Source organism: Microbacterium phoenicis (assembly GCF_047302325.1).
Lineage (GTDB): Bacteria > Actinomycetota > Actinomycetes > Actinomycetales > Microbacteriaceae > Microbacterium.
Map to the genome: position 1 here is coordinate 2,380,751 of NZ_CP154849.1, position 25,729 is coordinate 2,406,479.

General features: G+C 64.5%; 25 protein-coding genes. 17 read left to right on the forward strand and 8 right to left on the reverse strand.

Translation table 11 applies throughout. The annotated features are described in order from the left end of the window. Positions 1 to 51: 51 nt before the first annotated feature. Complete coding sequence (locus ABCU91_RS11625) at positions 52 to 849, reverse strand: TnsA-like heteromeric transposase endonuclease subunit (RefSeq protein ID WP_413353782.1); 798 nt, start codon at positions 847 to 849, stop codon at positions 52 to 54. 173 nt (positions 850 to 1,022) lie between these two features. On the opposite strand from ABCU91_RS11625, the gene ABCU91_RS11630 reads away from it, so the two are divergent. The 5 genes from ABCU91_RS11630 (at position 1,023) to ABCU91_RS11650 (ending at position 5,900) form a co-directional block, all read left to right on the forward strand. Further along, positions 1,023 to 1,334 carry a hypothetical protein gene (locus ABCU91_RS11630; protein WP_413353783.1) on the forward strand — a complete coding sequence of 104 codons (312 nt, stop codon included), beginning with the start codon at positions 1,023 to 1,025 and terminating at the stop codon, positions 1,332 to 1,334. A 262-nt stretch (positions 1,335 to 1,596) separates the two neighbouring features. Next, a complete protein-coding gene (locus ABCU91_RS11635; RefSeq protein ID WP_413353784.1) occupies positions 1,597 to 2,424 on the forward strand; it encodes a metallophosphoesterase family protein in 828 nt (275 codons plus the stop codon). A 140-nt stretch (positions 2,425 to 2,564) separates the two neighbouring features. Then, entirely contained in the window at positions 2,565 to 3,317 is a 753-nt protein-coding gene (locus ABCU91_RS11640; RefSeq protein ID WP_413353785.1) for a hypothetical protein, read from the forward strand. 7 nt (positions 3,318 to 3,324) lie between these two features. Then, complete coding sequence (locus ABCU91_RS11645; protein WP_413353786.1) at positions 3,325 to 3,912, forward strand: hypothetical protein; 588 nt, start codon at positions 3,325 to 3,327, stop codon at positions 3,910 to 3,912. 1,004 nt (positions 3,913 to 4,916) lie between these two features. Beyond that, positions 4,917 to 5,900, forward strand: a complete 984-nt coding sequence (locus tag ABCU91_RS11650; RefSeq protein ID WP_413353787.1) for an XRE family transcriptional regulator — start codon at positions 4,917 to 4,919, stop codon at positions 5,898 to 5,900. 658 nt (positions 5,901 to 6,558) lie between these two features. Here ABCU91_RS11650 and ABCU91_RS11655 read toward each other — a convergent pair. Beyond that, positions 6,559 to 7,059, reverse strand: a complete 501-nt coding sequence (locus ABCU91_RS11655; protein ID WP_413353788.1) for a hypothetical protein — start codon at positions 7,057 to 7,059, stop codon at positions 6,559 to 6,561. A gap of 1,065 nt (positions 7,060 to 8,124) precedes the next feature. Between ABCU91_RS11655 and ABCU91_RS11660 the strand changes: the two genes are divergently transcribed. Further along, entirely contained in the window at positions 8,125 to 8,499 is a 375-nt protein-coding gene (locus tag ABCU91_RS11660; protein ID WP_413353789.1) for a MerR family DNA-binding protein, read from the forward strand. A gap of 18 nt (positions 8,500 to 8,517) precedes the next feature. Here the strand turns inward: ABCU91_RS11660 and ABCU91_RS11665 are convergent, their stop codons facing one another. Further along, positions 8,518 to 8,910: a DUF4406 domain-containing protein gene (locus ABCU91_RS11665; protein WP_413353790.1), complete on the reverse strand. Its 393-nt coding sequence runs from the start codon at positions 8,908 to 8,910 to the stop codon at positions 8,518 to 8,520. Between the two features lie 45 nt (positions 8,911 to 8,955). Between ABCU91_RS11665 and ABCU91_RS11670 the strand changes: the two genes are divergently transcribed. Further along, complete coding sequence (locus tag ABCU91_RS11670; protein WP_413353791.1) at positions 8,956 to 9,717, forward strand: DeoR/GlpR family DNA-binding transcription regulator; 762 nt, start codon at positions 8,956 to 8,958, stop codon at positions 9,715 to 9,717. Between the two features lie 458 nt (positions 9,718 to 10,175). On the opposite strand, the gene ABCU91_RS11675 is transcribed toward ABCU91_RS11670, so the two are convergent. Next, a complete protein-coding gene (locus ABCU91_RS11675) occupies positions 10,176 to 10,868 on the reverse strand; it encodes a phosphatase PAP2 family protein (RefSeq protein WP_413353792.1) in 693 nt (230 codons plus the stop codon). A 32-nt stretch (positions 10,869 to 10,900) separates the two neighbouring features. On the opposite strand from ABCU91_RS11675, the gene ABCU91_RS11680 reads away from it, so the two are divergent. From ABCU91_RS11680 to ABCU91_RS11705, 6 genes are all read left to right on the forward strand, one after another. Further along, the gene (locus ABCU91_RS11680) at positions 10,901 to 11,860 is read left to right on the forward strand and encodes a hypothetical protein (protein ID WP_413353793.1); all 960 of its coding nucleotides are present in this window, start codon (positions 10,901 to 10,903) and stop codon (positions 11,858 to 11,860) included. A 28-nt stretch (positions 11,861 to 11,888) separates the two neighbouring features. After that, positions 11,889 to 12,572, forward strand: coding sequence for a response regulator transcription factor (locus ABCU91_RS11685; protein WP_413353794.1), 684 nt, complete (start codon positions 11,889 to 11,891; stop codon positions 12,570 to 12,572). Continuing rightward, complete coding sequence (locus ABCU91_RS11690; RefSeq protein ID WP_413353795.1) at positions 12,569 to 13,972, forward strand: sensor histidine kinase; 1,404 nt, start codon at positions 12,569 to 12,571, stop codon at positions 13,970 to 13,972. Before ABCU91_RS11685 ends, ABCU91_RS11690 begins: the two co-directional genes overlap by 4 nt. 97 nt (positions 13,973 to 14,069) lie before the next feature. Further along, positions 14,070 to 15,104 (forward strand): iron-siderophore ABC transporter substrate-binding protein, encoded by a 1,035-nt coding sequence (locus ABCU91_RS11695; RefSeq protein ID WP_413353797.1) that lies wholly within the window; start codon positions 14,070 to 14,072, stop codon positions 15,102 to 15,104. Then, positions 15,101 to 16,141, forward strand: coding sequence for a FecCD family ABC transporter permease (locus tag ABCU91_RS11700; protein WP_413353798.1), 1,041 nt, complete (start codon positions 15,101 to 15,103; stop codon positions 16,139 to 16,141). Before ABCU91_RS11695 ends, ABCU91_RS11700 begins: the two co-directional genes overlap by 4 nt. Beyond that, positions 16,138 to 17,193, forward strand: a complete 1,056-nt coding sequence (locus ABCU91_RS11705) for a FecCD family ABC transporter permease (RefSeq protein ID WP_413353799.1) — start codon at positions 16,138 to 16,140, stop codon at positions 17,191 to 17,193. Before ABCU91_RS11700 ends, ABCU91_RS11705 begins: the two co-directional genes overlap by 4 nt. A 583-nt stretch (positions 17,194 to 17,776) precedes the next feature. Here ABCU91_RS11705 and ABCU91_RS11710 read toward each other — a convergent pair. Beyond that, positions 17,777 to 18,763, reverse strand: a complete 987-nt coding sequence (locus tag ABCU91_RS11710) for an aldo/keto reductase (RefSeq protein WP_413355403.1) — start codon at positions 18,761 to 18,763, stop codon at positions 17,777 to 17,779. Between the two features lie 2 nt (positions 18,764 to 18,765). After that, positions 18,766 to 19,668, reverse strand: coding sequence for a helix-turn-helix transcriptional regulator (locus ABCU91_RS11715; RefSeq protein WP_413353800.1), 903 nt, complete (start codon positions 19,666 to 19,668; stop codon positions 18,766 to 18,768). Positions 19,669 to 19,790: 122 nt separating this feature from the next. On the opposite strand from ABCU91_RS11715, the gene ABCU91_RS11720 reads away from it, so the two are divergent. Genes ABCU91_RS11720 through ABCU91_RS11735 form a run of 4 tightly spaced genes read left to right on the forward strand, consistent with a single transcriptional unit; the run spans position 19,791 to position 21,997 of the window. Further along, complete coding sequence (locus tag ABCU91_RS11720) at positions 19,791 to 20,132, forward strand: carboxymuconolactone decarboxylase family protein (protein ID WP_413353801.1); 342 nt, start codon at positions 19,791 to 19,793, stop codon at positions 20,130 to 20,132. A gap of 1 nt (position 20,133) precedes the next feature. Continuing rightward, positions 20,134 to 20,553 carry a cupin domain-containing protein gene (locus tag ABCU91_RS11725; protein ID WP_413353802.1) on the forward strand — a complete coding sequence of 140 codons (420 nt, stop codon included), beginning with the start codon at positions 20,134 to 20,136 and terminating at the stop codon, positions 20,551 to 20,553. A gap of 27 nt (positions 20,554 to 20,580) precedes the next feature. Next, positions 20,581 to 21,600, forward strand: a complete 1,020-nt coding sequence (locus tag ABCU91_RS11730) for a zinc-dependent alcohol dehydrogenase family protein (protein ID WP_413353803.1) — start codon at positions 20,581 to 20,583, stop codon at positions 21,598 to 21,600. A gap of 22 nt (positions 21,601 to 21,622) precedes the next feature. Beyond that, the gene (locus ABCU91_RS11735; RefSeq protein WP_413353804.1) at positions 21,623 to 21,997 is read left to right on the forward strand and encodes a DUF2255 family protein; all 375 of its coding nucleotides are present in this window, start codon (positions 21,623 to 21,625) and stop codon (positions 21,995 to 21,997) included. Positions 21,998 to 22,068: 71 nt separating this feature from the next. On the opposite strand, the gene ABCU91_RS11740 is transcribed toward ABCU91_RS11735, so the two are convergent. Both ABCU91_RS11740 and ABCU91_RS11745 read right to left on the reverse strand, forming a co-directional pair. Then, complete coding sequence (locus tag ABCU91_RS11740) at positions 22,069 to 23,106, reverse strand: family 43 glycosylhydrolase (RefSeq protein WP_413353805.1); 1,038 nt, start codon at positions 23,104 to 23,106, stop codon at positions 22,069 to 22,071. A 21-nt stretch (positions 23,107 to 23,127) separates the two neighbouring features. Beyond that, the gene (locus tag ABCU91_RS11745) at positions 23,128 to 25,728 is read right to left on the reverse strand and encodes a family 78 glycoside hydrolase catalytic domain (protein WP_413353806.1); all 2,601 of its coding nucleotides are present in this window, start codon (positions 25,726 to 25,728) and stop codon (positions 23,128 to 23,130) included. Position 25,729: the final 1 nt, after the last annotated feature.

Below are 25,729 nucleotides of genomic sequence, written 5' to 3' on the forward strand. Positions count from 1 at the left end.
CAGCAGTGTCGGTTTGGGGTTTGTGTTGGTCATGCGAAGTCTTCTCGGTCTTCACGCGGCGGTGAGGGTCGTGTCGTCGTTGAAGGGCTTATGCAGGTCGAATGCGATGTGCCGGTTCCACATCAGGTGGTAGAGCGCCGGCATCAGCTCGCCGGGCTTGTCAGTCCTGATAGCGGTTCGTAGCTGCCCGAAGCTTTTGGGCTTTCGTAGAGGGCTCAGAATTGCTGCCGCGACGTTCTCGTCGGGTTCGTAACGCGGGTGGCGATAAGCCGCCATCAGCTCGAGGTTCCAGCGGAAGACCTGAGGCAGGAGCCCGACCAGCAGGTATTCCCATCCGACGTTGCGACAGACCCGTTGCGAGTGGTCAAACTTGACCCACTGCTCGACCGACGTCCGGTGGGCGGCATGAACGTCGAGAAGGAGGCGCCCACCGCCGCGAGTGGTCAGAAGGTAGTCGGGGTAGTGGGTGTCACCGTCACCGAAGACCATCAACATCGGCTGCGCAACGATGTCGACAACGTCGTAGAGGTGGTCCAAGAGCATGACGCCGGAATACTCCGCCATTGACTCGTGCCATACCATCGTCTGCGTGCCCGCGACCCAGTAATGGCCCTGGAAGGCCTCCTGGCCGGACCACTTGCCCGGAGTGCGTGCGAGCCGCTTCGGGTGAAGGCCGCGCACAGACGCCGCGTCGACAGCGCGAACCCGACGAGTGCTTCCACGCGCGTCGAGCCATTCGAGGCGGTCGTAACCGTCACCGGATGTCTGCTTGATGGCTGAAAACTTCTTCATGACTGTCCTGTGCGGGGCGCGGTCGCGGCGGATGCCGATTTTCGCCAGTTCTTGCATCCTTTGGCGAATATGGGGCGCTTCAGTACGCTTTGTGAGTGTCGAGCCCCCGCTACCAGCCCCGATCGTTTCTGATCACGGAGGAACTGTTTGGACGGGATCCAGACGCCGAATGGCGCCAGCCCAGACCCGAAGCAGGGAGTGAGGAACGAGCGCGACTTCGGGCATCACAGATGCAGCATCGCGTCGCCTGCGGGATCACAAGCGAATACTTCGCCTTGTCGCAAACGAAGAAGATCACCACCCTCGCCGCTCGCCTAGACGTTCCCTACGCTCGACTCCAGCGATGGATGTCGGGATTCAGCGTGATGCAGCTGGAGGATCTCGGTCGTCTCTACGACCTGATCGGCCCCACGGTTGACATCTGGCTGCTTGAACCCCGCAACGCGGAGATCGCCCTGGCGCTGAGACGCGTTCGAGCGCACCAGAGAGCGCAAGCTACCCAGCGCGGGGTTCCTCAGCCACCTCGCCAGCAGCGGCAATGAGGGCCGGCGTGTCGATCGCGAATCTCCAACATGTGCGGATTATTATCCGCGTCTGATCGTCGCGCAAGGGGTCGAGGTCGCGCCACGAAGGGCGGGGCCCCCTTGACACATTTTGCTGCGCCGCGGATTATTATCCGCAAGATGAGCCGGCGTTGCAGATGTCGAAGGGTTCTCCACCACGATCCCTTGCTTGAGGCATCCGGTGCCCGCTCTGCGGTATCAGCTCCTTGCAACAGGACCTCCCTCAAGCAGAAAGGGTTCCATGAGAGTTCATGAGACTTCGACAACGATCAACCTGCCAGACCGCCGGGTCGCCTTCGCCGGCGACTGGCACGGCGATGCCGGTTTCGCGAAGATGGCCGTGCGAGGTCTGTCCCGGCTCGCGCCGGACGTGACGACGATCTTCCATGCTGGTGATTGGTCGATGGACCTCGGCAAGAGTGATCAGATCTGCCGCGCCTTCGGTATCGAAAGGCTCCTCGTCTGCTTGGGCAATCACGATGACTGGCGCACGATAACTCCTCTGCTTGATGCCCACCTTGGCGAGGCACTCCGGGTAAGCGAGTCGACCTGGATCATGCCCCGCCCCTTTCGGCTGACGGTGGGCGGGCGCACGCTGCTCGTGCTGTCTGGCGCTACGTCTGTTGACCGCTACTGGCGACGGCCGGGTGACTGGTCTCCTGACGAGACCATCAACGATGAAAACGTGGCTGCGGCGATCGCCGGCGGCCTCGCGGACCTCATGCTCACGCATGAAAGCCCGGCTGACACTCCCGTGTCCGCAGTCCGCCGCATTCTTCAGACCAACCCCCTCGGTTTTCCGCGAGAGTCGCTTATCGAATCGGCGGCCTCGAGAGTCCGTGTCCGGCAGGTGTGGGACGCCGTGAACCCCCGCGTTCTGCTTCACGGGCACATGCACGCCCCGGGAGCTGGGACCGCCGAGGACGGGCGTCGAGTCATCTCTCTCGGCTGTAACGGCCAGCAAGGCAACATCGCGATCCTGAGCCTTGAGGATCTGACCGTCGAGGTGCCATCGCTGCGAGAACTTCGCGGAGACGACCCGACACCTTCGACATCGGGAAGACCATGAGCGATCGTGACCGGCTCAGCGGAGATCGTCTTCGACCAGTCGTTGCAATCGAGGTCGGAGGGCTCATCGCGGTGCACCACGAGCTGGGGCGCCTCCCCAGCTCGGACCGCTGGCCTCTGAGAGTAGATGTTTACCGCGACATGATCCCGGAGGAAGCCTGGGAGGTGCCGCGCTGGGATGAGGACGACCACTGGGTTCGCTGGTACTGGATCTCGAGGACCGGGGTCGATTGGGTCCAGAGCCTCCTCGGCGACGGCATTGACGTCGTATGGATTTCGCAGTGGCACGGCGCCGCGAACACCTGCTTCGGTGCGCCGGCTGGGTTGCCAGAGCTCGACTCGGTGAGAGAGAAGTCGCGGCGAGGCCCGTTCTCTGTGGCCGAGTTCGAGACCTCCCCGCTTCGAGCGCGAAGTGATGCGCGCCCGCTGCTCCTGGTCACCCGGGTAGCGCCCGCAGACGGAGGGCAGAGCCTGATGCAGCTGCGGCGCCCCCGCGACAGAGCAATCACCGCCCTGCGAACTGTCAGCTGGGAGATGGGACCTACCCCCGAAGCCCTGGCGGAGATCGATCAATGGCTCACACTCGCCAGCGATCCCGCGGGGCAGGAAGCGCTACGCGACCAGCGTCGACGCGACCTCGCTCGCTCCCGCCGCCGGGCATCTCCTCCGGACGAGATTCAGCAACGACTACCCCAATGGGAAGCGGTCGAACGGATCATCGCGCGAGACCAGGCCATCAACGCGTGGGTCGAGGAGGTCGTCGACAACCTCCGGAAGGCACTCTTCGACCGCGGCCTCGAGCTCAGCGACCTGGGCACCCCGACCCAGGCTGCCGATCAGATCGTCGACGCGATGAAAGAGGTCTACCGCCGCAACCATGATCAGGGCGATTGACGCGAAGATGACCGAGCTGCTCAGACCCGTCGTTGTCATCGACATCGACTACGTCGTCCGAATCCCCAACTCCAAGCCCGGCCTAGAGTTCCGCGAGAACGTGCGTACAGCGGAGATAGTCATGCGAGCCGGGGCCGTTCCGACTCTCCACCACAGTCAGCCCCCGTGGGACTCTGAGGGGCTCTGGAGGGCAACGCATTCCTTCTCGGGCATCGCCGTCGATTGGATCCACCACCTCCTCGACAGGGGTATCGAGGTCTACTGGGCCTCGACCTGGAGGGAGTACGCGAACATGTACTTCTCCCCGATCCTGGGGCTGCCTGACCTGCCCCTCGCCCTCATCGACGACGGGTACCGCGACGAACGCCAGGCCGCTTGGAAGGCGCGGCAGGTCGTGGAGCTCGCTCCCGGTCAGCCACTGCTGTGGATCGACGACAACATCCCACGAGGCGATGTCGACTGGGTAGTCTCGCGCCGGAGCCAGGAGCGATCCGCCCGCACCCACTTTCATAGAACTCGGGAGCGCGCCGTCGGGTTCTCCCGGTCCGACGAGGAGGTCTGCTCCCGGCTTCTCGCCACTTGGCGCCATATCTGAGGTTGTTCGATCGAGGCGCGTAGTCCGACGCCTACACGAGTGGCGACGGTGATCCTCTTCGCGTGAGGAAGCGCGAGACGCGACGAGCCCATACACGGACGACGATGATCGTCGATCGGTGGGGACTGTCGGCGCTCCTCCGCGGTGAGGACGCGTGCTGCGAGGCTGGCGGCCTCCACTCGCGCTCCGCGGTCGCGCTGATGCCTGCGCGGCAAACCAAACCTAATCACGGCGGCCTCGCGCGCCGTAGTGGCGCTCAGGGGTTCAGCCGTTCCGCCGGGGAGTTGAGAGGGGTGCTGATACATCGCCATGGCGGACCTATGCGCGTGATCTGCGAGAGCGCCGCGAGAGCCGCGGTCACCCGACCGCACCAGGCGGAAGCGCGCTCGCCGGCTCGCTCGGCTGGGAATGGAGTTCGACAGATTCTCGGCCACGCCTAACACCCTGCGGCGACTCCGAGCGGACGGGCGTCCTGCACCCCAACGTGCGAACGTGCCTCGGAGATCGCGCCGGCATCACCAGGCCGCCCGACCTCGTCCCCGGCGCCGTTGTTCTCCCGGGGATAGCGGCTCAAAGCGGCGCCGATAGCCGCGAAGGCCGATTGAGGGCAAAACCGCTGCGGCCAAGCACCCACCAAGCTCAAAACCAAGCGGAATCGACCGTAAAGTCCAGATCAGCCGACTTTTTTGTACCGCTGCCAAGCAAACCAAGTGCGGGGCAGCTATCCATAGAGAGAGAAGGGAAGTATCTTCTGGGCCCTCTACTCTTACTACTTACTTTTTCTTCTTATGGAATACATCTACTACTTGGCAACCTTGGCAGCAGCCTCCGATCCCAGTGGATTACTGGGGTCGAACCTGCCAACTGGAGGTTGGCAGCACTTGGTTGGAGCGGTCATATCTAGGCATCGAGGCCCCCTGGGGAGCTGAATCGGCTGAATGCGTACAGAAGGGTGCCAAGAATATTTTAGGCTAATTGGAGTACCAAAGCCCTAGAATATTCCGGTGCCCCACTCCAAACCCGTTCGATCCATGCTCGAAGCGCTCCGGATTGCCGCCGGGTTAACGCAGTTGGACCTCGCTCGGGCAACAGGGACGGCGCAGAGTGAGATCTCAAAGCTCGAGAGCCGGGGCCTCGATCCGGACGATCCTCGCCTGGACGGGTTGGCAAAGGCCCTGAATCGCGCTCGGGCAGCCCTGCTCGCCCCGTCGATCAGGCCCAGATTGCTCCACAGCTTTGGGCGGCAGGTTCCCCTGCGATCTATCCGTTCGCACGAGGCGTCCGTCATGATCGTTCACGCTCAGGTTGCGAGCCTTCTTTCCGGAGTTGACGGCCTCCCCCAAGCCGACGACAAGGCCTACGGGCTGTCGGACCTATCCGAAGTCGACCCGGAAAACCTCGCGACCCTCCTGCGGCAGAACTGGGGCCTCTTCCGAGAACCGTTCATCGATGGAGTCGCTCTGGCCGAAACTCACGGGATCATCTGCGTGCGAGGAGACCTTCAGCATCTTGGGGTGGCCGCCCTCGGAAGCTGGCCAGACGGGCATCGGCCGCTGATGATCATCGACCCCGAAACTTCACCGTCCGCACAGCGACGAGCCATCGCGCACGAGATCGGTCACCGGCTCCTGCAGAGGGAAGCGTCCGGTGCGGCTGAGCGGGCAGCGCAAGCCTTCGCCGAGGAGTTCGTGCTCCCGGCATCGCCGATCCGTGCTGCGATGTACGTGGACCCCGACGGTATCCCTAAGCAAGCCGACTACTGGGGGGTGCCGGTGATCGAGTTCGCGAAGAGGCTCCATGATCTCCGTTTACTCCCTCGCCGGCGGCTTGAGCGCTACGTGACGGACTTCGCGGATCAGCCGGGGAGCGAGGCGGCCAACTCTCGACCGCAGACCGTTCGTACGGCCGTCAAGACCCGACAAAGTAACGGTGAAGCGCTAGATCGCATCGCCGAGAGCGCGTTCGTTTCCCCCAATCGGATCTCCTGACGGTGACAAGGTGAGGCGCGTAGCCGATCGCGTTCCCAGACCCCGGCCCCGCGCATGCCCTTACGTGAGCTCGTTTCAGGCCGGCCGCGCCGCACGCCGACCTGGACGTCACAGATGCCCGAAGCTTCCTCGTCCACTGACCCCCATCCGCGTCGATGGAGCGGAGAGGGAGTCCGAGTAGTCGGTTAGAAGGAACCGCCGGAGCAGCTCGCCATCCAGCCGGACCGTATGGTTCGCATGAGGAGGACCGTCTACGTACCCCGCGAACGGGAACGTTGGGACCAGGAACTCCACGATCACGCTCACGGTGGCATCCACGATCGGGAATTGGTAGGCGTAATGCCCTCTTGCTCCAACCAACGGAGTAGTACCGCTTGCTCCAGCAGGAAACCATGCACCAGTGGCTTCGTGATCCACTCAATCGCCCCGAGCGGGAGCACATCCCAGAAGTCCTCAGCGTCCAGGACCAGGTCGCTCGAACCGACCACGAGCCGTCCAACATGAGCGGGGCGCGCCAACCATGCAAACGTGCCGTCACCAGTGCGTGGACGACTTGATTCATGATCCTGAGCCTCCTCGCCCGCAAACGGAGCAGGTAGCGACGGCCGCCTCGGTGATCGCCACGTCTCTTTGAAGACACACTTCGACTTGATCACCTTCACACCAGGCCAAAGCCGTCCAGGCGCGACGCGGCGGGCTGCCCGAGCAACGGACTGTCCGATCGAAAGCCGAAGTCGACCCACTCCGAGCGGGGAATCGGCCGCTCGACGACGCGCCATTCTCGAAACCCGCCAGCTGCAGCGAGGCGCGCTCGATCCGCCCCCGAGCTGCCGTGTCTCACTGACCAATCTTTCCACTCGTGCACCTCGTCCGCCGGGACGTGTACCTCGATACGAACCTGGGCCTTGGAGCGCCCGTCAGCGAGCTGCAATCCGTTGGCGGTGGTGCCGATCAGGTCGGGGTTGGTGGTCAGCCAGACGACGCGGGGGCCCGCATGCTCCCGCGCGAGGCTGATGTTCGACTCGGTTGTCCGCAACTCCCCTGTCCTGAAGATGCTCTCCAGGTGGTGCTCGTGGGTGTAGTGGAAGAGGCGAGCGGCGACGTCCTGCTTCGGGCGTCCCGCGGTCTTTCGTCGGGTCATGATGATGATGTCTTTCATCTCAGTCTGAGGGGCGCCCCCGGGCAATCGCGACGCGGGCGGGCCGGAGAGCCCGCACACACTTATCGGCGCAGCTATCGCTTCGGCTGGGGGTCTCAGAGAACCTATCCGCCCGACTACGCACATTGCGTACGAGTCGGAAAAGTCGAGTAGATGAGAGGCTGAAATGGCGTAGGAAACCTCAAGAAGTGCGTAGATCGGAGGCCGAATCGCGTAGATCGAGGATCCGAATAGCGTAGGTACCCAACGGCCGATTCTTGACTGGATCCCCACGCCACGTCGCGCGTCTCGCTTGCTCGCTCGCTCGCTCGCTCAGCGTGCCGCCCACCTCGTGAGTCCTCGCAACCGCGTCGGCCGCCCCGTGTTAGGGATGGCTCACCGGAGTGACAGCGGACGCCCAGACCCATGCGCGAAGCTCCTTCTCCCCGACTCGGAATTGGACACCACAGGCCCTTTCGGTCCATCGGCAGACCTCGGCATCCACAAGGGCAGGCGTGCTCCCGAATCGCACCCACACCGATGCACGGCGAGGGTTCGGGTCGACGGTAACCGGCTCCCTGCCGAGCCCAACCTCTTCCGGCGAGAGCGACTGGAGCGGCCCACCCTCGGCGAGTCGCCGAAGAATGCGTTCATCCATCTGTCGGTCGACAGAGGCCGCGTAGCGCCGCGACGTTCCCATTCGACCTCCCACGGCGAGGATACGTCTGATAGAACATAATTTCGAGTTATGCGAGGCGCTCGGTGCACACCTGCCCCCACGCGTTGACAACTATTCGACAACGCGAGCCCTCTAGGCCGCGGCGCTAGCTGGCGGCGGGCTCCGTGCGATGGCAGCGATGACGACCGGCCATCGTCGCGATGATCGACTCGAGGTTGATCCGGTGTGATCGCCGGACGCGACCGGGCCGACGCCGTCGGCTCCGGCTGCCGAGGCAGTCGCTCCTCCGCCGGACATGAGCGTGACGAAAAGGGCGGTCTCCGCCGCATCGGCGACCTGCGGAAGGGTGCTGACTGTGGAATCGCCGTGCCAGTACAGCTGCTGGGGAAAGCGACCCAAGGGCGGAGGTGAGACGAAGCCCCAGGTCCAGCTCCTTGTACCCGCGCCACACGGAGCGGCGCATTGCGATCCAGGTCGCGCGACGCCTCGGCATCCCTCTTACTGAGGTTGCCGAACAGTTCGCGACTCTTCCGGCAGACAGCATGCCCTCGCTACGCGACTGGACGCGGCTGAACGCCTCCTGGCGGGCGAGCCTGCGTGCTCGCCAGTTGGAGTTCGAGAGGCTGCAGCGCGAGATGGATCAGTGCATCGGTTGCGGCTGCGTCTCACTCAGCGCCTGCCTGGTGGTGAACCCCGGTGACAAGTTGGCAGCAGAAGGTGAGGGCGCGCGGCGCCTGCTCCCTATTGATCCAGGCGGCGCATCCGGTAGCGGCGAAGCCTGAATCGCCAGCTTTTTTGGTTCAAGGTTCGCCTCGCCGAAGCGGTATCTCGCTAACGGAGGCGTACACCGGCAGACCGAGCTGCTCGGCTATGGCGACGTCCTGGTCGGCGCCACGTGACTCACCAGGCAGACGCAACACAGCGTCGCAGTGCTGCAGTAGACGCTGCGCCGTGGGGTACATGACATCGGCGGCGAGTGGATCGGACGACCCTGAAGCCCCGGCACTGCTGAGGACTGGAAGCGCCACCCACTCGCCGATCATCGGAATGTGCCCGGCCTGAAAGATCGGCCAGGCTGCCTCTTCGAGGCGGTCGAGGTTGCGTCGCATCCGTGCCGGGTCGCCGCCCGTGCCCGACGCATACGGCCCGGCGATAAGGATGAGCATTGGCTTGGTGTCGTTCTGTCTGGTCACGGGCCTACACTAAGTGAAAACGCGCAACAACGTGAAGGAGTACGGATGCTTGCTGCATCACGTAAGGATCATCTGCTTACCCGTTTACGTGCGGAGGGCCGCATCGTCGCCAAAGACCTCGCCGCCGAACTGGGCGTGTCGGAAGACAGTATCCGGCGCGACCTCCGCGAGCTTGATGCCGCAGGGCTGGCGGTACGTGTCTACGGTGGAGCACTGCCAGCGTCCCCGGCCGTTGCCAACTACGGCGTACGCCAGACCGTCGCCACTATGAGCAAGCTGCGTGTGGCTCGTCGAGCTGCCGAGCTCATCGAGCCCGGCAGTACCGTCATCGTCGATGGCGGCACGACAGCGCACGCCACGATGCAGGCGCTTGATCGCTCGATCGAGTGCACGATCATCACCCACAGCCCGACCATCGCCGCGTCACTGCTCGAGCACGCCGCTGAGGTAACAATTCTGGGTGGGCGTCTTTTCAAACACTCCGCCGTCGCCAGTGGGGCCGCAGCGGTGGAGGCAGCGATGGGAATCAGCGCCGACCGGTTCATTCTTGGCGTCACCGGCGTTCACGAAGAGGCGGGACTAACCACCGGCGACGCCGACGAGGCCGCCATGAAGCGTGCGCTTGCTGGCCGCGCCAGCGAGACCTGGGTGCTTGGAAGCGCTGAGAAACTTGGCGCCGCATCGCGCTATCGGGTGCTGCCCATCGAAGCGGTCACCGGCATAGTCGCGGATGGCGCCGCAGCAGATGCGTCAACGACGCTACGTGCCCTGGAACACAGGGGCGCGCACGTGATGCGCGCAGACTGACCACAAGGAAGAACGGAATCAGGACAGACCACTCCCATACTCCCCCTGCGGCGGATCGCGCATGGTGAGCAGCAGCGCGCCGTTCCCCGACTCGCACTCATTCACCGCAACGCACTGGGCGTCCATGCGCCTCGAGGAACACCCCGGAGAAGCCGGCACTGCAAAGTGGCGCACCAAAGGGCTTGATGGCTTGCGCCTGCGCCGAGTGGACTATTCGCCTGGATACCTGGCCGATCACTGGTGCAGAGGTAGGGAGTGGCCAAGAAGCGCACCGATCCTCCACCACTACCGGCGCCGCGTTGTTCGTGATTGATTGAGGGCCGACTGTGGGTACGCCCCAGGCGACCAGCTCCGGGCGCGGCGTTCTCCCAGTGTGCAGGTGGGCGCACCCACTTGGCTGAGTTCGCGCGTCAGGGAACATCGAAGTGCTTGCACCGCGCCGACAACGACCCTTGCGGCTACTTCCCCCTCGACAGGTGGATGCGAATCGGACCTCGCGGGACATGTCGGTGTTCGTCGTGCAGATGGTGCGCACGGGTTGTGTTCGCTTCTCGTTCGCGGAGCGCGGCCCAGATGAGTAACGAGATGGATGCCCCGAGGATGGCGCCGGCGAGTGTGTCGGTCAGCCAATGTGCTGCGAGGTATGTCCTGCTCCATGCCATGGCGACGGTCCACGCGGCCGCTGTGCCCCACATCAGCCCCCGACCCACCAGCAGAGCGAGAGCGACTGCGACGGTGGCGGCGAGAGTCGTATGGCCAGATGGGAACGACATTGGACCGGTGTCGCTCAGTGACTCGATTGGCCGTTCTCTCGCGAATCCCAGCTTCATCAGTGTGGTGAGGGCCTCGGATATGACCATCGACGCGACGACGATCATCGAGCTCCGGAATTGTTGCTTGAGGACGAGCGTCACGACGATCAGGACGCCGACGATAATCATCCAGGTCGTTCCGCCGGCAACGGCCATTGCCTCTGCGACAACGAGACCAGCGCTGCTGCGTACACTCCGCATGAGTACGAGCCACCAGCTGTCGACGGGGAGTGGTCCGTTACCGAGCAGGTGGATGACTGACCCGAGGAGAACGACGAAGATCAGACCGGCCGCGCCGCCCCATATGGCGGTGCGTGGAGAGGCGAGCGTGCGGTGCATGTCGGCGACATTAGGAGCCGAATCTGATCAAGTTGGCCCGCGGCGCGCGCTATTGTCTGAGAGATCACTCAGGCGAGGGCTCGGCGCGCTGGACCTGCTTCTCTGAGAAATCCTTCATCTCCAAAGCCGGTTTTTGCGGGTGTACGTCGAGGTGGAGTCGAAAACGTGGCGGGATGACGAACACTCTCCCTGAACACGTCCGCACTATCTTGTTCAACCGAGTCCCCGAGGTGACAGTCGCCTTCTGGGTGATCAAGGTCCTATCCACGACAACTGGTGAGACGTTCGCGGACTACCTGAACGCCGACCTGGGCTTGGGCCTGTCGCTCACCACCTGGATCATGGGCGGCCTACTGATCATCGCGCTGATCGCGCAGTTCCGGACCCGGCGGTACACCTCCGGGGTGTACTGGACCGTGGTGGTGCTGATCAGCATCGTGGGAACCCTCATCACCGATAACCTCACCGATGTTCTGGGCGTCGAGCTGTGGGTGAGCACGCTGATCTTCGCCGCGCTGCTCGCCGTGACGTTCGGGATCTGGTTCGCTCGGGAACACACGCTCTCCATCCACACGATCTTCACGCGACGCCGGGAGGCGTTCTACTGGATCGCCATCCTGCTGACCTTCGCATTGGGCACCGCGGCTGGTGACCTGATCTCAGAAGGGATGGGACTCGGCTACCTTGTGGGGACGATCCTGTTCGCGGCGCTGATCGGCATCATCGCGATCGCTCGGTTCGCCTTCAACGCGAACGTTGTCTTCTGCTTCTGGGCGGCGTACATCCTGACGCGACCGTTGGGCGCGTCGATCGGGGATCTGCTCTCCCAGTCGCCCGCCGACGGCGGCCTCGGGATCGGCGCGACGTTGACCAGCATCGTGTTCCTGATCATCATCGTGGCCGTGGCGGCCCATCTGCATGTGAATGTCCGGCGCCAGCGCCATGTCGCCGCCGCCGAGAACCCGGGGTGGCGCCTCGCAGCCGCGTCGTAGGATCGCACCACGAGGGAGGTAGGCCCGCATGGCATTGCGTGTGCTCATCGTGGAAGACGAACCGGAGATGGCGGCCCTTCTGCGCCGCGGGTTAGAGGCCGAAGGTTACGTCGTGGACACGGCTCCCGAGGGGGTGCACGCAATGACCCTCGCTAACGATCGCCCCTACGACATCGCCGTCCTGGACGTCATGCTGCCAGGGATGTCCGGGTTTGAGATCTGCCGGTGGCTGCGCCGTCAGGACGAAGCGCTCGCGATCCTCCTCCTCACCGCACGAGACGCCGTCGACGATCGGGTGAAAGGGCTGGACGCTGGCGCCGACGACTACCTCACCAAACCATTCGAGTTCGTAGAACTTGCCGCACGTCTGCGGGCGCTGCGGCGACGTGATGCGATCGGCGGCGCCCGGGTGGATGTCGGGACGCTGCAGATCGACGTAGCCCAGCACTCTGTCCGGACGGACGGACGCGAGCTACGGCTCAGCCGGACAGAGTTCGACCTGCTGCGCCTGCTCGCGATCAACACGGAGCGAGTGGTCCCGCGTTCCGAGATTCTCGACAGCATCTGGGGCTCCACCGCGCACGTCGACCCGAACACCGTCGACCAGTACGTCAGCTATCTCCGTAAGAAGCTAGACGCCTCGTCCACGACGGCGAGGATCGTCACCTCACGCGGCGTCGGGTTTCAGTTGATCGCTCCGCCACGCATATGAACCCCGCCCGGCTGACTATCCGCGCCCGGATCACCGCCGGGAGCCTGCTGATCGCGATCCTCATTTCCATCGCCGCGGGGATCATTATCTTCAGCCAGGTTCAACGCATCGTCCATGAGGGGCAGGTCCGCCTCCTGGAGGGCGTGCAGGGACAGTACGTGACGGCGATCTCCACCGGGGATACGGAGGAGTTCGACGCCCCGGGACCTGGTCAGCTCGTCGCGGTCCTCTCGCCCACCGGCACCCCTTTGATCAACACTCTCCCCGTGCCTCTCAACCAGCAGCTGACCCGACTGGTCGGCGGGCCGGACGAGGTCCGCACCGTCACGAACGGACAGGACAGTTACCTCGTCATGACGAGCACCGTGTCCACCATGGGGAAGCAGTGGCGAGTGATCACCGCCAGCGCCGAAGACACCGAGGTGTTGGCTCAGGTCGCCGCCCTGCTGATCGCAAGCGTCGCCGCGATCACAATCGGATTTGGCGGGGCGGCCTGGTTCATCGGATCCGCAGCTCTCAGCCCTGTCACGCGGCTCCGTCAGAGCGCGAAACGCCTCGTGTCGGCCGGCAACGATCAACTCCTCCCCGTAGGACCGGTTCGAGACGAGATATCCGAACTCGCCCAGACCCTCAACGAGCTCATCAGGGACCTCAGGTCATCAGCCGAACGAGAACGGCAAATCGTCTCGGATGCCAGTCACGAATTCCGCACCCCGATCGCCATCATCCAAACCCGACTCGAGCTCGCACAACAACAAGCCACAACGCTGCAAGAAATGAAGATAGACGTCGCCGCAGCCCAGAAAACCGTGGCCCAATTATCGTCCCTCGCAACCTCGATGCTCGAACTCTCCCGCCTCGACTCCGAGACCACACCCGGGCACGCCACCGCGCGCGAGCTCGGCGACGAGCTGGCCGACGCCGCCGACCGCGGGCGAGCACGCGTCGGCGGACGCAGCATCCAGCTCGATTTCACCATCGACGACACGACAAACCCCGAGCAGTCAATCGCGGTCAGCGAGGCCGACTTCGGCCGGATCTGCGACAACCTCATCAACAACGCTTTGACCGCTATCGGCGAGAAAGGCCACATCACCGCGGCGTTGAGGACGGACGCCGCGGGCGCCGCCGTCTCCATCACCGATGACGGTGGCGGCATGACGGAAGCATACGAGCCTCACGCGTTCGATCGCTTTTCCAGAGAACGGCGCACAGCAAGCCGCTCCGAGACAGGCGCCGGGCTCGGCCTGCCCATCGTTGCGAGCATCGTCGCCCGTTCCGGGGGGAACGTCAGCATCGTCAACCGTCCCGGCGACGGACTCACGGTCACGGTGACCCTCCCCACCACGACGACCGGGAAGGCGATGCCTGCACGGGCGCCGATACCTCCTGTAGATTAGGCGAGCCTCACCTAATAATGCGCCGGGCGAGTGTCGCTCGAGTGCGACACCGCCCGCGCATTCGAGGCTCCTCACACAGCAACCATGGGAGTTATCCGTGTCTTCACGCCGCCTGATTGGCGCCGCCGTCCTCGTTGTGAGCGCTTCGCTCGCCCTGTCAGCCTGTGCCTCGTCGCCTAGCTCACCCTCTGTCTCATCCACCGTTGCGGACGACGCTGCCTACCCCGTCACGATCGAGCACGCGCTGGGCACAACCGAGCTCACGAAGAAGCCTGAGCGGGTAGCTACCGTCGCGTGGGCAAACCACGAGGTCCCGCTCGCGCTGGGAGTTGTGCCGGTCGGTATGGCTGCGGCGAACTTTGGTGACGACGACGGCAACGGCATGCTGCCGTGGGTGGAAGAGAAGCTGGAGGAGCTTGGGGGCGAGGCTCCGGTGCTGTTCGACGAGACGGACGGCATCGACTTTGAGGCTGTTGCGAACACGAACCCTGACGTCATCCTTGCGTCGTACTCGGGGCTCACGCAGGAGGAGTACGACACCCTGAGTGAGATCGCGCCGGTCGTTGCGTACCCCGAGGGTCCGTGGGCGACGTCGTGGCGAGATGTTATCTCGTACAACGCGGCAGGTATGGGTATGGCTGCTGAGGGAGAGGATCTCATCGACTCGCTTGAGCAGGAGATCTCCGACGCGGCCGCGGCCTACCCGCAGCTCGACGGCAAGGCGACGATGTTCCTCACGCACGTCGACCCGTCCGACCTCGGGACAGTTAACTTCTATACCGCCAACGACACGAGGGCCGCGTTCTTCCAGGACCTCGGGCTCACCGAGCCGTCCAGCATCCAGCAGGCATCGACCGATAAGCAGAAGTTCTCCGGGTCCGTCAGTGCGGAGCAGGCGGACGTGTTTGACGATGTCGACATCATCGTGACCTACGGAGACAATTCCCTCATCTCCACTCTGGAGTCCGACCCGCTGCTGTCTAAAATGCCCGCAGTGGCAAACGGGGCGATCGTGGCCCTGGATGGTTCTGGTCCTCTGGGCACGGCAGCCAACCCCACGCCCCTGTCGATCTCGTGGGTGCTGGATGACTACGTGGCGCTGCTCGCTGAGGCAGCCGATAAGTCGGAGTGACCGCTCACGCATCACCGAGTTCGGGCGTCGCCGTGGTGCGGCGCCCGAATCGCGTTCGTCTGGCGTGGCTCCTGGCGTTGACCGCTGTGACCGTGGTTCTCGTTGCCGCGTCGATCACCATTGGGTCGCGCGCGGTCTCGTGGGATGAAATCGTGGCGGCGTTCACGGGGTCGCAGGACACGCTCGCCGTCGCGGCGGTCGGTCAACGATTCCCCCGCACCGTGCTCGGGTTAGTCGTAGGTGGTGCGCTGGGCGTGGCGGGCGCGGTCATGCAGGGAGTGACACGAAACCCGCTGGCTGACCCTGGCATCCTCGGCGTCAACATGGGGGCGTCCCTCGCCATCGTGGCGGGGATCGCGTGGTTCGGGCTCTCCTCCGCGACGGGCTACATCTGGGTAGCGATCGCAGGGTCCGCCGTCGCTGCCGTGTTCGTCTATGCGGTGGGATCGATGGGCCGTGGTGGAGCTACTCCCCTCAAACTCGCGCTAGCGGGCGCTGCTACCTCTGCCGCGCTCGTCTCGTTTGTCACGGCCATCTCCCTCCCGCGGGGCGACATCTCCGGCAACGTACGTTCGTGGCTGATCGGCGGCGTCGGCGGCGCCACCTGGAACGCCGTCAGCCTGGTCGCACCGTTTCTCCTCGCCGGGTTCGTCGTCAGCCTGCTCACCGCATCCAGCCTGAACTCCCTTGCCCTCGGCGATGAGCTCGCGGCTGGCCTCGGCGAACGAGTGGCCGTCGCGCGAGGAGTCGCTGCACTCGGCGCCGTCTTGCTGTGCGGCGCAGCAACGGCCGTAGCCGGCCCGATCGCATTCGTCGGCCTGGTCGTGCCCCACGCCTGCCGCCTCCTCATTGGGGTCGATCACCGATGGTTACTCCCATTCTCGGGCGTGGCCGGCGCAGGCCTTCTTCTCGGCGCGGACATCATCGGCCGAGTCATCGCCCGACCCGCCGAAATCGACGCAGGCATCGTCACCGCCGTCATCGGAGCCCCCGTGTTCATCGCCATCGTCCGCCGACAGAAGGTGAAGTCACTATGAGCACCACCACCCACCCGGCACTGGCGGAGACGGTACAAAAGGTCAGACTCCTTCGCCGCCGCCGCACCACACGACGACGTTGGATCCTCACCGCGATGACAGCCGTGGGAATCGGCCTAGCCGCCGCCAGCGTGATGGTCGGGCAGGTCGTCTACTCCCCGACCGAGGTGTTGGACGTGATCCTTGGACGCGATGTGCCGGGCGCATCCTTCACCGTCGGCCGGTTGCGTCTACCGCGCACCGTCCTTGCGACGGTTGTCGGGCTCAGCTTCGGGCTCGCGGGTGTCGCGTTCCAAACGATGCTGCGCAACCCGCTCGCCAGTCCCGACATCATCGGGATCAGCGCGGGGTCCAGCGCGGCCGCTGCATTCGCGATCGTGGTCTTGAAACTCGACGGGCCGCTTGTGTCGCTGCTGGCCATCCTCGCCGGTCTTGTAGTCGCGATGCTTATCTACCTTTTGTCCATCTCTGGTGGCGCAGCCGGCACCAGGTTGATCCTGATCGGCATCGGGCTCGCCGCCATGCTGGATGCCCTCACCCAGTACGTCCTCTCCCAAGCCGGCCAGTGGGACCTGCAAGAGGCGATGCGCTGGCTGACAGGCAGCCTGAACGGAACAACATGGGCGCAGACCCTGCCAGCTACTGCCGCGCTTCTCGTTCTAGGACCAATGCTCCTCCTCCAGTCGCGAAACCTGAACGCGCTTCAGCTCGGCGACGACACCGCCAACGCAATCGGAACTCGAGTCAACCTGACCCGACTCGTCGTCGTGGTTGCCGCGGTGGGGCTCATTGCCTTCGCCACAGCCGCGACCGGCCCGATCGCGTTCGTCGCCTTCCTGGCCGGCCCGATCGCTGCGCGCATCATCGGGCCCAACGGGTCACTACTCCTACCCAGCGCGCTCGTAGGAGCGATCCTCGTTCTCATTGCAGACCTCGCGGGCCAGTACTGGCTAGGCGCGCGTTACCCCGTAGGAATCGTGACCGGAGTCCTCGGAGCGCCCTACCTTCTCTACCTCATCGTCAGAACCAACCGCACCGCGAACTCGCTCTAGCTGTACTTCGGCCCCGACCTTCAGTGATTCAGTCGATGGGGGTTTGGTTCTCGATGCAGAGGTAGCTCGATCGAACTACTAGCTGTCGAGCCAGGCAGGCCGGGCGCGAGCGCTCTGCGCCAAAGGGAAAATTTCGTGCGCTTAGGCCCGTTCGCTGACCAGAGTGCGAGTGAGCAACGTCGGCTGCACAAGCCGCTCAAGGGCAACTGCGAGGACCTGAATGAGGAGGAGACAACGGGCCGCTCAGCTACGGGGCCCAAAGGAATCCGGCGCTCTACGCGCGCCCGAGACTATCCCGAATGACTAGAAGACGCGCGCGCCGAATCGAACTGAGTTGAGCCTCGGTGTCCGGTCGAGCTCGCCCCTGCGTCCCCCCAGGCCGATCATTCTGGCGGTCGCGTTCCCACTTCTCGGAGCAGTTTGGTGCCCGCGCTCGTGAAGAGCTCCGACCAATCCGGACGCCTCTTCGAACGTGAGATGAAGGTGCCGCACGAGGACGGGACTCCCACGCGAACCGCGTCGGCCGAGCGACGCCAGGGCCCGAGACGCCCCCGATGCCTCGGGCCCAGCCGCCCGTCGTCGCTCAGCGATTCACAAAGCGCATGTGCTGCGAGTTGTATCGGTCGCCGTGGACGCCGATCCGCTGAGCCAAACCGTCCAGACCAGCCTTTTCATCCGCAGATATCCCCACCGTGACCGAGCCCGCGTTCTCCTCGATACGCGAGGTACGTCGGGTCCCGGGGATGGGGACGATGTGAGGGCTCTGAGCGAGAAGCCAGGCGAGCGCGACCTGCCCGGGAGTGCATCCCTTCTGCGCGGCGAGGTCGCGGACATAGGCGACGAGCTCCTGGTTAGCCGCGAGGTTGTCGGCTTCAAACCGAGGAACGCGGGTGCGGATGTCGCCGTCGCTGAAGGTCGTGGATGTATCGACGGTTCCGGTGAGAAATCCTTTGCCCAGCGGACTGAAGGGGACGAAACCGATCCCGAGCTCCGCGAGGGTCGGGAGGACCTCCGCCTCGGGATCGCGCGTCCACAGAGAGTACTCGCTCTGCAGAGCGGTCACCGGGAAGGTGGCGTGCGCCGCGCGGATGGTGGCCACCGAAGCCTCGGACAAACCGAAGTGTCGCACCTTGCCTTCCGCCACCAGCTCCCCCACGGTGCCGGCTACGTCCTCGATCGGCACCTCGGGATCGACACGGTGCTGGTAGAAGAGGTCGATCACGTCCGTCCGGAGCCTCTGCAGGGAGGCCTCGGCGACGCGCCGGATCTGGTCCGGTCGACTGTTCAGACCGGCCATCGTCCCGTCCTGGATGTTCCATCCAAACTTCGTCGCGATGACGACCTGGTCCCGGATGGGTTCCAGCGCCTCACCGACCAGCTCCTCATTGTCATACGGTCCGTAGACCTCGGCCGTGTCGAAGAAGGTGACTCCGGCATCGCGAGCCGAGCGCAGCACGTGAATCATGTCGCTGCGGTCGCCCGGGTTCGGGCCGTATGACTGCGACATCCCCATGCAGCCGAGTCCGATAGCCGAGACCTCGAGGCCATGGCCCAGTAGCCGAGTGTGCATCGTCATTCCTCCTTCGCCGCTGCCGCGGCATTCCGCAGTGACCCAGCATGGGCCTCTGCATCTCGTGTGGCCTGCCACGCTGCGAGCAGTTGCATGCGCTCGAAGCTGTCCGACCCCGGTTCCGCGACGTAAACGAGGAACGTGAGACCCGGATGCTGGACGAACTGCATGTCCTCATAGCTCAACTCGATCTCACCGACTGCCGGGTGCACGAATCGTTTGACTCCCGCACCGTGCTGCCGGACGTCGTGGGCTCCCCATCGAGTTCGGAACTCATCGCTCCGGGTGGACAGCTCGCCGACAAGGTCCTGTAGCCCGCGGTCGTACGGGTCGCGTCCAGCCTCCGTGCGCAGGATCCCCACGGTGATGTCAGCCGCCACGTTCCAATTCGGGTGGAAGGTGCGAGCGCGGGGATCCAGGAACGCGAATCGTGCGAGATTTCCGTCGCCGGGCGATTCGAGGGCCAGGGACTGTATGGCGCGGCCGAGCGCGTTGACTGCGACGATGTCCATTCGACCGTTGCGCACCATGGCTGCGCCACCCGTTATCGCGTCCAGCATGAGCTGCACTCCTGGGCGGACGGTCGATACGGCGACGGGCTTCCGTCGAGGGCGGGACAGGGGCTGCGCTGCCGCTCTCGCAAGATCGAAGAGGTGGGCGCGCTCCGCGTCGTCTAGGCGCAGCGCTTGCGCTAGTGAGTGCAGCACCGACTCGGACGCACCACCGATATGGCCGCGCTCGAGCTTTGCGTAGTACTCGTTGCTTACCCCGGCCAGGGTGGCCACTTCACTGCGACGCAGTCCTGGTACGCGTCGTCTGCTCCCCGCCGGCAAGCCGACCATCTCGGGGGTGAGCTTCGCGCGACGCGAGATAAGGAACTCGCGCACCTCGGCCTTGTTGTCCATGGCACGAAGGTACGCCCCGCCCGGGGGTCGGAGGGATGCCATGTCAGTACACGTCTCAAGAGTGACTCCCTCGGAAGCCGACCTCGGAGTTGAGTGGTCGGCACTGGAAGAAGGAGGACATCATGACTGACGAAGCCAGTACAGGCTGGACGGGTGGAGCCAAGGCGTTCGGGGACTTCGCCTCGGGGCTTGCCCACTACACCGATAAGGTCCTCTTCGATGAGGTCTGGGAACGGGAGAGCCTGGATAAGCGTGACCGCAGTCTCATCACGGTCGCTGCGCTGACAACGATGGGGAAAACGGATCAGCTCAAGTTCCATCTTCCCTTCGCTCTCCAGAACGGTGTCGAGTTGGAGGAACTGAAGGAAGCCATCCTTCATCTGGCGTTCTACGCCGGCTGGCCCAACGCGATGGCGGCAATGACCGTGCTGAAGGACGCCGTCGAGGCCGAGGCTGGCGACTGACATGGCCTTCGACAGCATATTCCCGCTGGGCGAACCAAACGATTCCTTCGCCGAGTACTTCATCGGACAGAGCTACCTCGCCCCACTCGCATCCCTCGGCATGACCATCTCCAATGTGACCTTCGAGCCTGGATGCCGCAACAACTGGCACCGCCACAACGCAACCTCCGGCGGCGGCCAGATCCTCCTCGCGATCGCCGGCAGCGGCTGGTTCCAAGCCGAGGGTCGCGAGGCGGTGAGCCTCGAACCGGGGACGGTTGTCGAGATCCCCGCCGGATTGAAGCATTGGCACGGCGCCAAAGCCGAATCCTGGTTCGCTCACGTAGCAATCGCAGTCCCGGGCGAGAACGCATCTAACGAGTGGCTCGAACCCGTGGACGACGCCTACTACAACCGCCTGACCCCCACACCCGGGCGCTGACCAGCGCTCTTGGAACGGAGAAATGTGATGCAAGGCACCATCATGTATGCCCCCGGGGACGTCCGGGTGGAAGAACGGCCCGACCCCGTCATCGTGCACGACACTGACGCCATCGTACGTCTCACTGCGACCTGCGTGTGCGGATCCGACTTGTGGCCGTACCGCGGCATCGAACCCGTGGACCACCAGCCGATGGGCCACGAGTACGTCGGAGTAGTCGAGGAGATCGGCGCGGACGTTCGCAACGTTCGTGTCGGAGATTTCGTCATCGGCTCCTTCATGGCCTCAGACAACACGTGCGAGGTCTGCCTCGGTGGATATCAGTCCCGATGCGTACACGGCGAGTTCGCCGGAGCCGGGGGCGCACAATCCGAGCTCCTTCGCGTGCCACTGGCCGACGGGACTCTCGTCGCTACACCCGGCATGCCGGACGCAGATCTCGTGCCGTCCCTCCTCGCGGCGTCCGACGTCTTGGGCACCGGATGGTTCGGCGCGGTCGCCGCCCAGACCGGGCCGGGTAAGACGGTAGCCGTCGTGGGCGATGGGGCGGTCGGCCTACTCGCCGTCCTCGCCGCGAAGCATCTCGGCGCTGAACGGATCATCGCGATGTCGCGGCACGAGTCCCGGCAGGAGCTAGCCCGTGAATTCGGAGCGACAGATATCGTCAGCGAGCGCGGCGAAGACGGTGTTGCGCGCATCAAGTCGCTCACCGGTGGGTTCGGCGCACACTCGGTCATCGAAGCCGTCGGCACGCAGGAGTCGATGATGCAAGCAATTCGCGCGACCCGACCGGGCGGACATGTCGGTTACGTGGGGGTCTCACACGGGGTTGAGCTTCCCGGCGAGGAGCTCTTCTTCTCAGGCGTGCACTTTCACGGAGGTCCCGCGCCGGTGCGCCGATTCTTGCCAGAACTTATCGATCTGATCTGGAATCGCGTGATCGACCCCGGCAAGGTCTTCGATCTGACCCTGCCACTTTCGGAGGCAGCAGAGGGCTACCGCGCTATGGACCAAAGGCGCGCCATCAAGGTGCTCCTGCAGCCGTGATCACTGAAACAGGGATGAGACCGTGACTGCATGGGAAGCGGAGACTCTGCACAGCATTACGGCGGCAGACGATCTTCACGTGTCACCGTTCCGCGACGACGGCATTACCTTGGGAACCCCGACCTGGATCTGGTGCGTTGAGGTCGATGGACGCCTCTATGTCCGCCCATGGAACGGAAAGCGATCGCGTTGGTACATCGCCGCGATGACACAAGGCGCGGGTCGTATCCGCGCGGCCGGCAGCGAGTTCGACGTGCGTTTCAGGGCAGCCGATGAACAAGCCCGGGACGCCGTCGATGAGGCGTATCGCGAGAAGTACGCGGGCAGTTCCTACCTGCCTCCGATGCTCGGAGATGGACCCCGGTCAGCCACCGTGGTCATCACGCCGATTCCATGAACGAGGCTCCGAGCGGCTTCGCTCGGAGCTCCTGGTGGGCGAGGCGTGGGGGCCAGTAGGTAACCGATAGTTCAGTCGAACTCGTCGATGGTCCATTCGTCGCGCCACTCGATGACCGGTCGGTCACCCTCGAAGCGGATGGGCAGCCACACGTAATCCGCGCTGGTGGTATCGACCTCGGCGAACTCTTCCATCGGCTCATCGCCGTCCTTGCCGGGGGCAAAGTGCTCGACAAACGCGTCGCGGGCACGGGCGCCGTGGTCCAGGTACTTCGGTAGCCACCGGTCGGCGATCGCGATGTACAGGTCCTTCTTGTCGGGGTGTTTGAAGACGGAGGAGATCTGCGAATGGAACGACGTGCGCGACTCGTCGGTCGGGTGGAGGTCTCCCAGCACCTCGAACGGACCGTGATAGGACCGCGATACGGCCGCCTCTGACGGATTCGGGTAATAGCCGGTCGTCCCCGAGGTCAGCAGGTAGTGCAGCCGGTTCCGGTAGAGGTGCGCGGGGGCTTCACGGACGAAGGGCGGCTGGGGCTGCGGGAAGTGGGTGGAGTAGTAGCCGGTGACATCGGTGTAGTCGGTGGTGAGATCGGCGCAGATCATCTCCGAGTGCACGCGTTCGAAGTAGTAGTACCCCTTGCCGTCGTGTGGGTCGACGACGAGGTCGAAGTCGCCGGCGCTCATGTCCAACGGTTTCAGCCACGTCCGCACGAGCTCGTACGGACCGAGGATGTCGTCCGCTACCAGGACCGTCGAGCGCTGGAGTGAGCCCTTGGTCATGATCTTGAGCCAGGCGACGAACTTCTTCGTCTCGGCGTTGTAGATGATGTGCGGCCGGTCGACGAGCTGCTTCGGGTGGAGGGGGGATTCTTCGTCGTCTTCGACTGGCGGGATGATCAGCCCACGGTCTTCCCAGTTGTAGAGGTCTGTCGATGAGTAGCAGCGGACGCCCCAGTGCCAGATGCCGCTCCCGGGTTCGGAGAACTCCTTGTTCTCGCCGTACCAGTAGTGAATGCCGTCGACCGTGATCACCGAGCCGCCGTGCGCGTGGATGCGTTCGCCCTTGGTGTCAAGCCATACCTGGCCGGGCTTGATGGATGTCTGCATGGACTTCTTTCTGTAACGCGCTCAGGCGTCAACGGGTTCGGGTTTGCGCCAACCGACGACCGGTGCCGCCGGATCGTCGTTGGCGGGTCGGAACGACTCGGTGAAGGTGTGTTGGCCGGGACCGACCTCGATCTCCTGGCCGGCGCCGGGCAGCACAACGACACCGGTGGAAGCTGCGGGAACCTCGACGTCGATGGTCAAGGTCTCACCCTCCCGTGCCCACCGGATGGAGGCAGTGCCGCGCACGCTGTCGTAACGTGCGGATGCGTGGGACAGCCCACCGCCGGGTCGCGGTTGGTATCGGACGCGCTCCCAACCGGGGGCATCGCTGGCGAGGCCCGCGACGGACTGATGCAAGAAACTCGCTACGGCTCCCAACGCGTAATGATTGAAGGACGTCATGTCGCCGGGATTGATGCTGCCGTCGGGCAGCATCGAGTCCCACCGCTCCCAAATCGTGGTCGCCCCCATCGAGACTGGGTAGAGCCAGGAGGGCAGCTCCTCCTGCCGAAGCAAGTGATAGGCGTAGTCGACACTCCCTGCGAGGACGAGGGCGTCGCAGATAATCGGCGTGCCTACGAATCCCGTGGAGATGTGGAAGCCGCCCTGCTCCACCAGTTCGAGGAGCCGCTTCCCGGCCCGCGCGGCCTGAGCCTGGTTCTCAAAGAGGTCGAACACGAGCGCGACGGCGATGGACGTGGGCGTGTCGCTGACGACCCGGCCCGACGGGGAGATGAACTCCTCCCGGAATGCGCGTGTGGCACGATCGGCGATCGCGGCGTATCGCTGAGCGTCCTCCTCGTTGCCGAGCAGCGCCGCAGTGTCCGCGAGGATGCGTGACGTGCGGACGTGATACGCGGTGGCAACGAGGTACTTATCCGTGTGCGACTTCCCGGGGTCTTCCGGGGGCGCGGTGGGATCGAGCCAGTCGCCGAGTTGGAAGCCGCCATTCCACAGTCCGGTGTTACCGGTGAGGCCGTCGACGAGGTCAACCCACGCGCGCATGCTCGCGTACTGTTCCGCGAGGATTCTGGTGTCGCCATCGGCGAGGTACATCTCCCACGGCACGATGACCGCGGCGTCCCCCCAGGCGGCGGTCGGGAAGTTCGGGAATCCGCACTCGACCCAGGGAACGAACTGGGGTACATGGCCCCGGTCAGCTTGCTCGAAGGCGAGATCGCGAAGCCAGCCGGCGAGAGTCCCTTGGGCCGCGAACAGACGGAGGGCGGTGGGCGCGAACACCTGGATGTCGCCGGTCCAACCGACCCTCTCGTCTCGCTGCGGGCAGTCGGTGGGGAGATCGACGAAGTTGTCGCGCATGCTCCACTGCACGTTCGAGTGCAGCTTGTTCAACCCGTGATGGGAGGACTCGAACCAGGCGGTCTGCCGCATGCGAGTGTGGATGACCACTGCTTCGACATCGCCATCGCGGAGGTCGTCCGGCCAGTTCTCCAGTTCCGCGTACTGGAACCCATGGATGGTGAAGCGGGGGGTGTAGACCTCTTCGCCACCGCTCCCCCGCGCGGTGTACGTGTCGATGGATGTGGCCGCTCGGAGCGGGCGCGTTCCGAGCTTGCCGTTCTCGATCACTTCAGCGTGGTGCAGCCTGATCGTGTGGCCCGCGGCTGCTCGTACCCTGACGCGAAGGACACCGGAGATGTTCTGACCGAAGTTGAGACGGATGCGGCCGTCCGGCTGACGCTCCACTGACACCGGTGCGAGCGTCTCGATCTGTTCAACCGGCCGTGCCGTGGGCGGCTCGATTCGAGCGGGGAAGTCGACGCGCGGCAGGATCGTCGTGGGCGTCCATCCGGTCGCATCGAATGACGCCGTGGACCAACCCGCTGGAAAGCGGCGAGCGTCGAAGGTCTCACCCTCGTAGAGCCCCACTGCGGTGATCGGTGAGGCGAACCATGACCACGTCAGAGGCACGGGGTGGACAGTACCGTCGGTGGTGGTGATCTCGAGCTGGGTGAGGAGGGCGACATCGGTGCCGTAGATGTCCCAGAGTCCACCGTCGAAGCCGATGTGGCCGCGGTACCAGCCGTCCGCGAGCCAGGCTCCGACGACGTTTGTTCCGCGGACGAGCCTGTCGGTGACGTCATGCGTCTGATACCGGATCCGATGTCCGTAGCTGGTCCAGCCGGGCGCCAGGATGTCGTCCCCGATACGGGCGCCGTTGAGTTCGAGTTCGTAGACTCCGTGGGCCGTCGCGTAAACGCGGGCGCGAGCGATGTCGCCAGGGACGTGCGTGAGGTCGAAGCTCGCACGAAGTAGCCACGCGGGGCGAGGTCCGTGGTGGTCCGCTTCGATCGAGGGGGAGACGAAGTCAGCGTTCCAGTCGTCCCCGAGCCCTGCCTCGATTCGGACGTTCAGGGCGTCGTCGTTCGAGCCGGCGCGCAACTCTCCTCCCTGACGAGGACTCAGCGGCGCGAAAGGCCAGGGTACGAGCTGCGTGCCCAAGACAGTGGCCGTCTCTTCTCGGCCGTCGTCGTGCGTGAAGTGAAGGTCGAACGGCCCGGGGCCGGCGGCGGTGAAGGAGATGCGGGGCGCTCCTTCTCCGATGCCGATCGTCTTTCCGCCGCGCCTGTTTTCGAGCCAGAGCTCGGTGATGGTGGTCATG

Coding starts and splice junctions, on each gene's coding strand:
- ABCU91_RS11625 (WP_413353782.1), bottom strand. CDS start 849: ATGCAAGAACTGGCGAAAATCGGCATCCGCCGCGACCGCGCCCCGCAC.
- ABCU91_RS11630 (WP_413353783.1), top strand. CDS start 1,023: ATGCAGCATCGCGTCGCCTGCGGGATCACAAGCGAATACTTCGCCTTG.
- ABCU91_RS11635 (WP_413353784.1), top strand. CDS start 1,597: ATGAGAGTTCATGAGACTTCGACAACGATCAACCTGCCAGACCGCCGG.
- ABCU91_RS11640 (WP_413353785.1), top strand. CDS start 2,565: ATGATCCCGGAGGAAGCCTGGGAGGTGCCGCGCTGGGATGAGGACGAC.
- ABCU91_RS11645 (WP_413353786.1), top strand. CDS start 3,325: ATGACCGAGCTGCTCAGACCCGTCGTTGTCATCGACATCGACTACGTC.
- ABCU91_RS11655 (WP_413353788.1), bottom strand. CDS start 7,059: ATGAAAGACATCATCATCATGACCCGACGAAAGACCGCGGGACGCCCG.
- ABCU91_RS11670 (WP_413353791.1), top strand. CDS start 8,956: ATGCTTGCTGCATCACGTAAGGATCATCTGCTTACCCGTTTACGTGCG.
- ABCU91_RS11675 (WP_413353792.1), bottom strand. CDS start 10,868: ATGCACCGCACGCTCGCCTCTCCACGCACCGCCATATGGGGCGGCGCG.
- ABCU91_RS11685 (WP_413353794.1), top strand. CDS start 11,889: ATGGCATTGCGTGTGCTCATCGTGGAAGACGAACCGGAGATGGCGGCC.
- ABCU91_RS11690 (WP_413353795.1), top strand. CDS start 12,569: ATGAACCCCGCCCGGCTGACTATCCGCGCCCGGATCACCGCCGGGAGC.
- ABCU91_RS11705 (WP_413353799.1), top strand. CDS start 16,138: ATGAGCACCACCACCCACCCGGCACTGGCGGAGACGGTACAAAAGGTC.
- ABCU91_RS11710 (WP_413355403.1), bottom strand. CDS start 18,763: ATGCACACTCGGCTACTGGGCCATGGCCTCGAGGTCTCGGCTATCGGA.
- ABCU91_RS11715 (WP_413353800.1), bottom strand. CDS start 19,668: ATGGACAACAAGGCCGAGGTGCGCGAGTTCCTTATCTCGCGTCGCGCG.
- ABCU91_RS11720 (WP_413353801.1), top strand. CDS start 19,791: ATGACTGACGAAGCCAGTACAGGCTGGACGGGTGGAGCCAAGGCGTTC.
- ABCU91_RS11725 (WP_413353802.1), top strand. CDS start 20,134: ATGGCCTTCGACAGCATATTCCCGCTGGGCGAACCAAACGATTCCTTC.
- ABCU91_RS11730 (WP_413353803.1), top strand. CDS start 20,581: ATGCAAGGCACCATCATGTATGCCCCCGGGGACGTCCGGGTGGAAGAA.
- ABCU91_RS11740 (WP_413353805.1), bottom strand. CDS start 23,106: ATGCAGACATCCATCAAGCCCGGCCAGGTATGGCTTGACACCAAGGGC.
- ABCU91_RS11745 (WP_413353806.1), bottom strand. CDS start 25,728: ATGACCACCATCACCGAGCTCTGGCTCGAAAACAGGCGCGGCGGAAAG.